The following is a 10551-nucleotide window of genomic DNA, read 5'->3' on the forward strand; positions in this document are numbered from 1 at the left end:
GCGGTCGCCGATCGCCGCGCCCAGCGGCGGCGGCAGCATGTCCAGGATGCCGGAGATCGCGTGGCGCGCCGGGTCCAGGCTGATGTCGGCGTGCGCCGAGTAGTGGTAGGCCATGCCGGTCACCGCCACCGACGGCCCGCCCAGGCCTTCCATGGCCTGGCGGCGCAGGCGCGCGCTCTCCACCCCGCGCGTGGCAGCGCCCAGGCGGTCGGAGCGCGTCAACAACAGCTGCTGCGCCTCGGCATAGCTGAGGGGCTGGCGCACGGCGGGCGCCGTGACCGCCGGAGGTTCCTGGGCGTGTGCGGCCGCGGCCAGTGCGAAGGCCAGGAGGGCGGCGCGGATGGCGGAGTTCTTCACGATCGGGCTGGCGAGGCAGAAGTGGCAAGCGCGGACGCGCCGCGGCAAGACGCCGCATTGTGCCCAAAGGACGGAGCGCCGCTGTCGGCGCCGACCGCATGCCTCGGTGGCGGACAGCGCTGCGCGCCGTGCCCCTGGCGGGGCGCAACGCATAAAATGGAGGGTTCCGACGTACCCAGCCCTGGCGGCATCCTCTGGGATGCCGTTTTTCATTGCCATGAGCGACTCCCACACCCCGCAGCAGCCCGGCCTTACCAGCCTGTCCAAGTCCTTCGAGCCCGCCGCCCTGGAAGCGCACTGGGGCCCCGAGTGGGAGCGGCGCGGCTACGGCCGGGCCGGCGTGCGCGGCACCGGCCAGCCAGACGCCGCCCAGCCGTCGTTTGCCATCCAGCTGCCGCCGCCCAACGTGACGGGCACGCTGCACATGGGCCACGCCTTCAACCAGACCATCATGGACAGCCTGACGCGCTACCACCGCATGCTGGGCCACAACACAGTCTGGGTGCCGGGCACGGACCACGCCGGCATCGCCACGCAGATCGTCGTCGAGCGCCAGCTGCAAGCCGAAGGCAAGAGCCGCCACGACCTGGGCCGAGCGGATTTCATCGCCAAGGTCTGGGAATGGAAGGAGCAATCGGGCAACACCATCACCACGCAGATGCGCCGCATGGGCGACAGCGTGGACTGGAGCCGCGAGTACTTCACCATGGACGAGAAACTCTCCGAGGTGGTGACGGAAACCTTCGTGCGCCTGTACCGGCAGGGCCTGATCTACCGCGGCAAGCGCCTGGTCAACTGGGATCCGGTGCTGCAATCGGCCGTCTCCGACCTGGAGGTGGAAAACGAGGAGCGCGACGGCTCGCTCTGGCACATCGCCTATCCGCTGTCGGATGGCAGCGGCCAGCTGGTGGTGGCCACCACCCGCCCCGAGACCATGCTGGGCGACGTGGCCGTCATGGTGCATCCGGAAGACGAACGTTATGCGCACCTGATCGGCCAAAGCGTGACGCTGCCGCTGGTCGGCCGCCAGATCCCCATCATTGCCGACGAGTATGTGGACCGCGAGTTCGGCACCGGCGTGGTCAAGGTCACGCCCGCGCACGACCAGAACGACTATGCCGTGGGCCAGCGCCACGGCTTGGCCATGGAGGTGGTGCTGACGCTCACCGCCACCATCAGCGACAACGCCCCCGAAAAATACCGCGGCCTGGACCGCTTCGAAGCCCGCAAGGCCATCGTCGCCGACCTGCAGGCGCAGGGCCTGCTGGTCGAGACGAAAAAGCACAAGCTGATGGTGCCGGTGTGCACGCGCACCGGCCAGATCGTCGAGCCCATGCTGACCGACCAGTGGTTCGTCGCCCTGTCCAAGGTGGGCGAAGGCGACGTCACCGGCAAATCCATCGCCCAGAAGGCCATCGACGCGGTGGCCAGCGGCCAAGTGCAGTTCGTTCCCGAGAACTGGGTCAACACCTACAACCAGTGGATGAACAACATCCAGGACTGGTGCATCTCGCGCCAGCTGTGGTGGGGGCACCAGATCCCGGCGTGGTACGACGAGGCCGGCAACGTCTATGTGGCGGCGAGCGAGGCCGAGGCGCAGGCCCAGGCGGGGGCGGGTGTGCGCCTGAGGCGCGATCCAGACGTGCTCGACACCTGGTACTCGTCGGCGCTGGTGCCGTTCTCGACCATGGGCTGGCCCCATCAATCCGACGCGCCCGAGGACGACTACAACCTCTACCTGCCATCCTCGGTGCTCGTCACCGGCTACGACATCATCTTCTTCTGGGTTGCCCGGATGATCATGATGACCACGCACTTCACCGGCCGCGTGCCCTTCCGCCACGTCTACATCCACGGCCTGGTGCGCGATGCGCAGGGCAGGAAGATGAGCAAGTCCGAGGGCAACGTGCTCGACCCGGTGGATCTGATCGACGGCATTGCGCTCGAGCCCTTGCTGGAAAAGCGCACCACCGGCCTGCGACGCCCCGAAACCGCCCCGCAGGTGAGGAAGAACACGCAAAAGGAGTTCCCCGAGGGCATCCCCGCCTACGGCGCCGATGCACTGCGCTTCACCTTCGCGGCGCTCGCCAGCCTGGGCCGCAGCATCAACTTCGACAGCAAACGCTGCGAGGGCTACCGCAACTTCTGCAACAAGCTCTGGAACGCCAGCCGCTTCGTGCTGATGAACTGCGAAGGTTATGACTGCGGCCTGGACGACGCGCAGGGCTGCACCGAGGCGTACCTCGATTTCAGCCAGCCGGACCGCTGGATCGTCTCGTTGCTGCAAAAAGTGGAGGCCGAGGTCGCTCGCGGCTTTGCCGACTACCGCCTGGACAACGTCGCCAACGCCATCTACGACTTCGTCTGGAACGAGTTCTGCGACTGGTACCTGGAGATCGCCAAGGTGCAGATCCAGGTTGGCAACGCAGCGCAGCAGCGCGCCACGCGCCGCACGCTGATCCGCGTGCTCGAAGCCATCCTGCGCCTGGCGCACCCCATCATCCCCTTCGTGACCGAAGCGCTGTGGCAGAAGGTCGCGCCGGTGGCGGGCGTCCAGGGCGAGTCGGTGGCCATCGCACCCTACCCGCAGGCCCAGCCGGCCAAGATCGACGAGGCCTCGATTGCCTACGTGGAGCGCATCAAGCAGGTGGTGGACGCCTGCCGCCAGCTGCGTGGCGAGATGGGCGTGTCGCCCGCGCAGCGCCTGCCGCTCCTGGTCGCGGGCGACACGGTCTTCATGCGCGAGATTGCCCCGGTGCTGCAAAACCTGGCCAAGCTCAGCGAGGTCAAGGTCTTCGACGACGAGTCGGCATGGGCCGAGGCGGCCAAGGCGGCTCCGGTGGCGGTGGTGGGCGAGGCGCGCCTGGCGCTGTTCGTCGAGATCGACGTGGCGGCCGAACGTGCGCGCCTGGGCAAGGAAGCCACGCGCCTGGAGGGCGAAATCGCCAAGGCCAACAGCAAACTGTCCAACGAAGCCTTCGTCGCCAAGGCCCCTCCAGCCGTCATCGCACAGGAAAAGCAGCGCGTGTCAGACTACGGCGCGACCTTGGAGCGCATCCGCGAACAGCTGGCAAGGCTGGGCTAACATCGCCGCCAACCCCGGCCGGGCCGCCTGCCCTGGCGGCCGGCCCGTCGAGCGATTGTGTCCACCTGACAGCGAGGTACCCGATTTGAGCGAGCCCACCCGCATCCGCAAGGCCGTTTTCCCCGTCGCCGGACTCGGCACGCGCTTCCTGCCCGCCACCAAGGCCTCTCCCAAGGAGATGCTTCCGGTGGTCGACAAGCCGCTGATCCAGTACGCCGTCGAAGAAGCCTACGAGGCGGGCATTCGCGACATGGTGTTCGTCACCGGGCGCAGCAAGCGCGCCATCGAGGACCACTTCGACACGTCCTACGAGCTGGAGAGCGAGCTGGAGGCCGCCGGCAAGGAGGCCATGCTGGCGCTGGTGCGCAGCGTCAGCCCGGCCGACATGAACTGCCTGTTCGTGCGCCAGCCGCGCTCGCTCGGCCTGGGCCACGCCGTGCTGTGCGCCGAGCCGCTGGTGGGCAACGAGGCCTTCGCGGTGATCCTGGCGGACGACCTGATGGTCGGCAACAACGGCGGCCCGGGCGTGATGGCGCAGATGGCGGCGGCCTTCAGCAAGCAAGGGCGCTCGCTCATCGCCGTGCAGGAAGTGCCGGCCGAGCACACGCGGCGCTACGGCATCGTGCGCGGCGAGAGCGCCGGCGGCGCGCTGCTGCGCGTGGACGAGATCGTCGAGAAGCCTGCCCCGGAAGTGGCGCCCTCGCGCATGGGCGTGGCCGGCCGCTACGTGCTGACCCCGCGCATCTTCGACGAGATCCGCAACCAGCCGACCGGCGTGGGCGGCGAGATTCAGCTCACCGACGCCATCGCCCGCCTGATGCAGCACGAGACGGTCTACGCCTACCAGTACTCCGGCAAGCGCTACGACTGCGGCAGCAAGGAAGGTTTCCTGGAGGCGACCGTGGAACTGGCGCTGCAGCACCCGCAGGTCGGCGAGCACTTCCGCGCGTACCTGAAGTCGCTGTCGCTCTGAGGGCGTGCGCCGCGCCCGCAGCGCCTGGCCTTCAGCGCCGGCGCAGCACGTGGACGAACTCCTCGCCCTCGGTGCGCTGCTCCACCAGCTCGTTGCCCGTCTGCTTGGCAAAGGCCTGGAAGTCGCGCAGCGAGCCGGTATCGGTGGCCACCACCCTGAGGAGCTGGCCACTTTCCATGCCCGCCAGCGCCTTCTTGGCGCGCAGGATGGGCAGCGGGCAGTTCAACCCGCGTGCGTCCACTTCCCTGTCGAATTCCATCGCTCTCGCTCTCTCTTTCCTGGTCAATCGGCCGGGCGCGGGGCGTCCAGCCCGCGGCGGCGCTCGGCATGTTCCTCGTCGGTGAAAAACACCGGCTCGTGCCCGCGCGAGCGCAGCCAGTCGGCCAGCGCATAGCCGGTGCCGGCCGGCCAGCACTTGAGCTGCTGCGGCTCGTAGAAGCGGTAGTCCACCAACTCGGGCGAGAGGCGCACCTCGCCGCTGGCCTGCACATGGTAGGCAATGATCACCTGGTTCATGCGCAGGAATTCATACACCCCGACCAGGCGCACGGCCTGGGCATCCAGGTTCGTCTCCTCCTTGAGCTCGCGCGCAATGCCCTCCTCCGGAGACTCGCCCGCCTCCATGAAGCCGGTGATCAGGGCGAACATCTTGGGCGGCCACAGCGCATTGCGCGCCAGCAGCACGCGGCCCTCCACCTCGACGATCGCCGCCAGCACCGGCGTCGGGTTGTTCCAGTGCGTGAAGTCGCACGCCGGACACCGCAGCCGCTCCTTCGGCCCGCTGTCTTCTTCCTGCACAATCGGAGCCAGGGGGGTGGCGCATTGCGGGCAAAAGCGCATCCGGTAGGCCATGGGGGCGACCTCAGGCCGGAAACACGCCGGTGGACAGGTAGCGGTCGCCCCGGTCGCAGACCACGAACACGATGGTCGCGTTCTCCTCGCGCGCCGCGATCTGCTGCGCCACCCAGCAGGCGCCCGCGGCCGAGATGCCGCCGAAGATGCCCTCCTCGCGCGCCATGCGCCGCGCCATGTCCTCGGCGTCGTCCTGCGTGACGGGCACCAGCTCGTCGACCAGCTGCGGCTCGTAGATCTTCGGCTGGTATTCCTCCGGCCACTTGCGGATGCCCGGGATGCGTGAGCCTTCTGCTGGCTGCGCGCCGATGATGCGCACCCCCGCCTTCTGCTCGCGCAGGAATCGCGCGGCGCCAGTGATCGTGCCCGTCGTTCCCATGGCGCTCACGAAGTGCGTGACGCGCCCTTCGGTCTGGCGCCAGATCTCCGGACCCGTGGTCTCGTAATGCATGCGCGGGTTGTCGTGGTTGGCGAACTGGTCCAGCACCACGCCCTTGCCCTGGGCAGCCATCTGCTCCGCCAGGTCGCGCGCATATTCCATGCCGCCGCTCTTGGGCGTGAGGATCAGCTCGGCGCCGTAGGCCTTCATGGTTTGCGCGCGCTCGACCGACAGGTCTTCCGGCATGATCAGCAGCATCCGGTAGCCGCGCGTGGCCGCCACCATGGCAAGCGCGATGCCGGTGTTGCCCGAGGTCGCCTCGATCAGCGTGTCGCCCGGCCGGATGGCGCCGCGCTCCTCGGCGCCGCGGATCATCGACAGCGCCGCGCGGTCCTTGACCGACCCGGCCGGGTTGCTGCCCTCGAGCTTGGCGAGGATCACGTTCCCGCGCGCTGCACAGACCTCGCGGCCCAGCCGCTGCAAGGCCACGAGCGGGGTGTCGCCGATGGTGTCTTCGATGGTCGGGTAGGTCGTCATGGCGCACTACTGTGCCATAATTTGCGACTTCGATTTGGCGCCTGCCCGGGTGGTGAAATTGGTAGACGCAGGGGACTCAAAATCCCCCGCCGCAAGGCGTGCCGGTTCGATTCCGGCCCCGGGCACCATGTCGGTTCTGCGCTCTACGACACCGGTCACGCAGTCGAGAGCCGCTTCCTGCTCCCCCGCTTTCTTCCCCACGTCCCTGGCGGGCTTGCAGCGCCGGGGGCGCGTCCGCCGGCTCCGGCGGCTTGCCCGGCACGTCCGGATCCACGGGCTGGTCGCCGGGATGGCGCCCGGCTTCGCAGAGAGACCGCCGCGGGCATTGCCAGGCAGTGTGGCGCAGCAGCGGCAGGGACGGGACGCGGCAGGATGGGGCAGCGGCGGCGCGTGGCGCCCGCCCGTGGCGACCCGGCAATCGGATCGCACGGCCCGCGGCCAGGGGGCTGCGGAGCGCTGCCAGTTCCCACCGACCCTGGAAAGGGGGGCCGCATTCTTCTGCCTCGCCGGCGTGGAGTCTCCGGGCCAAGGGCCTGCCCACCGGGCAGCGGCCCACCGGAACACCTCCCAGGCTCGCGGGCAGCGTGAATGGGGCTGCAGCAGCCAGCATGCGGCATGTCATGAAGAAAGCTTCCGCCAACGGGACTGTCTGCATGAACCGCCTTGCTGGCCGCCCATTCCCAGGGGCCGAGGAATTCGTCACTTGGCTTCCATTTCTCCTTGGCGCGCCTTGCACATGGCTGGCAACCTTAAAAGACTTGGCATCCCGGTGCCTGTAGGACGATGCCGACGCCGTGTGACGCAGGTGTGACGAAGGCCATCAAGAGCCAGGGGCCGGTCAGCCTTCCCGGCGCTGCACCATCCGCCGCCCCTGGTCGGTGATGGAGAACTGGCCGGTCGGCGTCTTCTGGATGAGGCCCCACTCGAGAAGCCGCCCGGACAGATGCTGGCGCAGCGCCTCTGGCAAAGCCATCGTGGGTTCGAGCTCCAGGCGCTTCAAGGTTTCCAGCTCGTCCACGGTGGGCACGAAGGTGGGGGCGTGGTAGGTGGGTTGTGCAGTGGCCATGGGGTGTCTCCTGTGCATTCGCGGCGCGGACCCTGCCCGCTGGCGCCAGCTTAGACCCCTCCGGGGCGCTGCGCCATCCGCCAACTGCCCGGCCACAGGCCCGTCCTGCGCCTACACGGGACAGGGCGCCGCGCCCTCCGGCTGCAGCGCGTCGGACGCTCCTGTCGCTGTCTGCAGCCATTGGGCGAAGCGCTCCAGCGCCCGCGTCGGTGCATGGCGAGGCGTGACGAGGTAGTAGCCCCGCCCCTGGCCCCATGCCTGGGTGCAGGCCACGACCAGTTCGCCGCGCCCGAGTTCGGCCTCGATCAACAGCGGCGGGATCAGCGCCACCCCCAGGCCTTCGGCTGCGGCGGCAGCGAGCATGGAGAACAGCTCGAGCCGCGGCCCTTCCAGTGCCCGCGGCGCCGCGACACCCGCCGCGGCGAACCATTGCTGCCAGGCAAGGGGGCGGGTGCTCTGCTGCAGCAGCGGCAGGCGCGCGATCTCCTGCGGCGCCACCGGCTGCCAGGCGCGCCCCGGACCGCGCCGGGCGGCCCGCGCCAACAGCTGCGGGCTGCACACTGGCACGCTGGCCTCGGGCATCAGCCAGCGGGCCTCGACGCCGGGCCACTGCGCCACCTGGGCCTCGGTTCCGGCATACAGCGCCGCATCGTAGGCCGTGTCCGCGAACAGGAAGGGGCGCGTGCGCACGTCGATGTGCACCACGATGTCCGGGTGCAGGCGCGCGAACTGTGGCAGGCGCGGCAGCAGCCAGCGCGTGGCAAAGGTAGGGACGGCCGCCAGCGCGACGCTGCCGCCCGCACCCTGGTGCGCCATGAGCTCGAGGGTGCCCTGCCTCAGCTCCAGCAGCCAGCGCGCCGCCTGCCGGGCGTAGTGCCGCCCCGCCTCCGTGGGCTGCGCACCGTGGCGCGTGCGGCGAAACAGGCTCACCCCCAGCAGCGCCTCCAACCCCTGGATCTGGCGCGACACCGCCCCCTGGGTCAGGGACAGTTCCTGGGCCGCGCGGGTGTAGCTTTCGTGGCGCGCCGCCGCCTCGAGGCAGGCCAGCGCCTGTGTGGAGGGCAAGGGAGTTCGCATGCATTCACCTCATGCAATAGCCTGCTCCAGTGTAACAACCCAACCGCCATGAAATGAGTTTTCCTCATGAATGAATGAGATCAATTCCATTGCCCGAACGGCTTGCGCCCCCTACCATCGAACCTGCCGGGTGCCGCCCTCGGGCCCCGCACCCCACCCCCTTCCCTTCCCCGGACAATCGAGCAAGACAGGAAAACGCATGGCGACCAGCTTTCAGTGGGACGATCCCCTGCAATTCGAGCAGCAACTCAGCGAAGACGAGCGCGCGGTGCGCGATGCCGCAGCGGCCTATTGCCAGGAGCGGCTGATGCCGCGCGTGCTGGACATGTTCCGCCACGAAAAGACCGACACCAGCATCTTTCGCGAGATGGGGGAACTCGGCCTGCTGGGCCCGACCATCCCCACCGAGTACGGCGGCGCAGGCCTGAACTACGTGAGCTACGGCCTGGTGGCACGCGAGATCGAGCGCGTGGACTCGGGCTTTCGCTCCATGGCGAGCGTGCAGTCGTCCCTGGTCATGGTGCCCATCAACGAGTTCGGCACCGAGGCGCAGAAGCAGAAATACCTGCCGAAGCTGGCCAGCGGCGAATTCATCGGCTGCTTCGGCCTGACCGAGCCCGATCACGGCTCCGACCCTGGCAGCATGGCCAGCCGGGCGCGCAAGGTCGACGGCGGCTATCGCCTCTCTGGCGCCAAGATGTGGATCACCAACAGCCCGGTGGCCGATGTCTTCGTGGTCTGGGCCAAGGAAGTGAGCGAGGGCGGCAACGTCGGGCCGATCCGCGGCTTCATCCTGGACAAGGGCATGAAGGGACTGTCCGCGCCCACCATCCATGGCAAGGTGGGCCTGCGCGCGTCCATCACCGGCGAGATCGTCATGGACGAGGTGTTCGTGCCCGAAGAGAACGCCTTCCCCGAGGTGCAGGGCCTCAAGGGCCCCTTCACCTGCCTGAACAGCGCGCGCTTTGGCATCGCCTGGGGCGCCATGGGCGCGGCCGAATTCTGCTGGCACACGGCGCGCCAGTACACGCTGGACCGCCAGCAGTTCGGCCGGCCGCTGGCGGCCAACCAGCTGGTGCAAAAGAAGCTGGCCGACATGCAGACCGAGATCGCCCTGGGGCTGCAGGCGGCGCTGCGCGTGGGCCGCATCAAGGACGAGGGCCACAACGTCATCGAGGCGACCTCGCTCATCAAGCGCAACAACTGCGGCAAGGCGCTGGACATCGCCCGCCTGGCGCGCGACATGATGGGCGGCAACGGCATCAGCGACGAGTTCGGCGTGGCGCGGCACCTGGTCAACCTGGAGGTCGTGAACACCTACGAGGGCACGCACGACGTGCACGCGCTGATCCTCGGGCGTGCACAGACGGGCATCGCGGCGTTCGCCAACTGACCCACTGGGGCTTCCGGCCGGCACCCACGCGGGCGCCCGGCCGGCAGGCGGCACGGCGGCGGTCAACCTACAGTGGGGTTGCCGCGTCAAGGGATGGTACCGCTGCGCCCACGGCGCCCCATCCGACGCACAGGAGGTTTTCATGCTGCGTTTTTCCACCGCCGTGGCCCGCTGGGGCAGTGCCTGCGCCGCCCTGGCGCTGGTGGCCGGCTGTGCCGAGCTGCCCGCCGATCCCTATGGCGACCCCTATGGCTATGGGGTGCCCACCTATCCCCAGCCCCGCTATTACCCGCCCACCGGTGTCACGGTCTATGAGGCGCCCACCGTGATCTACACCGCCCCACCACCCGGCTGGCGCGCCGACGCCTGGCACGAGCGCCAGCGGCGCGAAGCGCGCGAGCGCGACCAGCGGCGCGATTGGCAACGCCATGAGCAGCAGCGGCGGGAACTGGAACGCCGGCGCGAAGCCGAGCGGCGCGACCTGGAGCAGCGCCGGCGCGATGCCGAGCGCCAGGCGCGCGAGCGCGAACGGCACGAGGCTGCGCGCCATGCCCAGGAACGCCGCGAACGGGAGCGGCAAGAGCGTGACCGCCGCGAGTGGGAGGAGCGCGAGCGCGCCCGCCAGGAGGCGGCGCGCCGCCACGACCGCATCTTCCCCGGACAGCCCCGCGAACAAGCGCCGCTGCCACGGGGCCTGCGCGGCGCCGACCCCAGCCCACAGCGCTGACCGCCATCCGTGCGGTGGCTCTCGCCTGCCATGCGCCAGCATCGGTCCGTTTCCCCGCTCGGCAGCACTGCGCTGTTCCTGGCAGCGGCGGCGCTCGCCCTGCCG

At 69.2% G+C, this 10551-nt stretch carries 9 protein-coding genes, 1 tRNA gene and 1 pseudogene; 5 read left to right on the top strand and 6 right to left on the bottom strand.

The genetic code is table 11. The features are described from left to right. Nucleotides 1–357, bottom strand: a pseudogene (locus tag A612_RS17075) (hypothetical protein); the annotation flags it as partial. Nucleotides 358–556: 199 nt separating this feature from the next. Between A612_RS17075 and A612_RS10305 the strand changes: the two are divergent. Both A612_RS10305 and galU read left to right on the top strand, forming a co-directional pair. Next, nucleotides 557–3442, top strand: coding sequence for a valine--tRNA ligase (locus A612_RS10305; RefSeq protein ID WP_019374407.1), 2886 nt, complete (start codon nucleotides 557–559; stop codon nucleotides 3440–3442). Between the two features lie 85 nt (nucleotides 3443–3527). Beyond that, entirely contained in the window at nucleotides 3528–4415 is an 888-nt protein-coding gene (gene galU, locus A612_RS10310; RefSeq protein ID WP_019374408.1) for a UTP--glucose-1-phosphate uridylyltransferase GalU, read from the top strand. 31 nt (nucleotides 4416–4446) lie between these two features. On the opposite strand, the gene A612_RS10315 is transcribed toward galU, so the two are convergent. From A612_RS10315 to cysM, 3 genes are read right to left on the bottom strand one after another with little or no spacing between them, the layout of a single operon-like run. After that, the gene (locus tag A612_RS10315) at nucleotides 4447–4674 is read right to left on the bottom strand and encodes a sulfurtransferase TusA family protein (protein WP_019374409.1); all 228 of its coding nucleotides are present in this window, start codon (nucleotides 4672–4674) and stop codon (nucleotides 4447–4449) included. A 23-nt stretch (nucleotides 4675–4697) separates the two neighbouring features. Next, the gene (locus tag A612_RS10320) at nucleotides 4698–5267 is read right to left on the bottom strand and encodes an NUDIX hydrolase (RefSeq protein ID WP_019374410.1); all 570 of its coding nucleotides are present in this window, start codon (nucleotides 5265–5267) and stop codon (nucleotides 4698–4700) included. A 10-nt stretch (nucleotides 5268–5277) separates the two neighbouring features. Then, nucleotides 5278–6183, bottom strand: a complete 906-nt coding sequence (gene cysM, locus A612_RS10325; protein ID WP_019374411.1) for a cysteine synthase CysM — start codon at nucleotides 6181–6183, stop codon at nucleotides 5278–5280. A gap of 43 nt (nucleotides 6184–6226) precedes the next feature. Here cysM and A612_RS10330 point away from each other — a divergent pair. After that, nucleotides 6227–6311, top strand: a tRNA-Leu gene (locus A612_RS10330). Between the two features lie 710 nt (nucleotides 6312–7021). Here A612_RS10330 and A612_RS10335 read toward each other — a convergent pair. After that, nucleotides 7022–7249, bottom strand: coding sequence for a hypothetical protein (locus A612_RS10335; protein ID WP_019374412.1), 228 nt, complete (start codon nucleotides 7247–7249; stop codon nucleotides 7022–7024). A gap of 111 nt (nucleotides 7250–7360) precedes the next feature. Further along, nucleotides 7361–8326, bottom strand: a complete 966-nt coding sequence (locus A612_RS10340; RefSeq protein WP_040436594.1) for a LysR substrate-binding domain-containing protein — start codon at nucleotides 8324–8326, stop codon at nucleotides 7361–7363. 199 nt (nucleotides 8327–8525) lie between these two features. Here A612_RS10340 and A612_RS10345 point away from each other — a divergent pair, with 199 nt between their 5' ends. Both A612_RS10345 and A612_RS10350 read left to right on the top strand, forming a co-directional pair. Continuing rightward, nucleotides 8526–9719, top strand: a complete 1194-nt coding sequence (locus tag A612_RS10345; protein WP_019374414.1) for an acyl-CoA dehydrogenase — start codon at nucleotides 8526–8528, stop codon at nucleotides 9717–9719. Nucleotides 9720–9861: 142 nt separating this feature from the next. Next, a complete protein-coding gene (locus A612_RS10350; protein ID WP_019374415.1) occupies nucleotides 9862–10446 on the top strand; it encodes a hypothetical protein in 585 nt (194 codons plus the stop codon). Nucleotides 10447–10551: the final 105 nt, after the last annotated feature.

Origin of the sequence: Melaminivora alkalimesophila, assembly GCF_000282995.1 — a bacterium.
Classification (GTDB): Bacteria; Pseudomonadota; Gammaproteobacteria; order Burkholderiales; family Burkholderiaceae_C; genus Melaminivora; species Melaminivora alkalimesophila.

Coding starts and splice junctions, on each gene's coding strand:
- A612_RS10305 (WP_019374407.1), top strand. CDS start 557: ATGCCGTTTTTCATTGCCATGAGCGACTCCCACACCCCGCAGCAGCCC.
- A612_RS10315 (WP_019374409.1), bottom strand. CDS start 4,674: ATGGAATTCGACAGGGAAGTGGACGCACGCGGGTTGAACTGCCCGCTG.
- A612_RS10320 (WP_019374410.1), bottom strand. CDS start 5,267: ATGGCCTACCGGATGCGCTTTTGCCCGCAATGCGCCACCCCCCTGGCT.
- cysM (WP_019374411.1), bottom strand. CDS start 6,183: ATGACGACCTACCCGACCATCGAAGACACCATCGGCGACACCCCGCTC.
- A612_RS10335 (WP_019374412.1), bottom strand. CDS start 7,249: ATGGCCACTGCACAACCCACCTACCACGCCCCCACCTTCGTGCCCACC.
- A612_RS10340 (WP_040436594.1), bottom strand. CDS start 8,326: ATGCGAACTCCCTTGCCCTCCACACAGGCGCTGGCCTGCCTCGAGGCG.
- A612_RS10345 (WP_019374414.1), top strand. CDS start 8,526: ATGGCGACCAGCTTTCAGTGGGACGATCCCCTGCAATTCGAGCAGCAA.
- A612_RS10350 (WP_019374415.1), top strand. CDS start 9,862: ATGCTGCGTTTTTCCACCGCCGTGGCCCGCTGGGGCAGTGCCTGCGCC.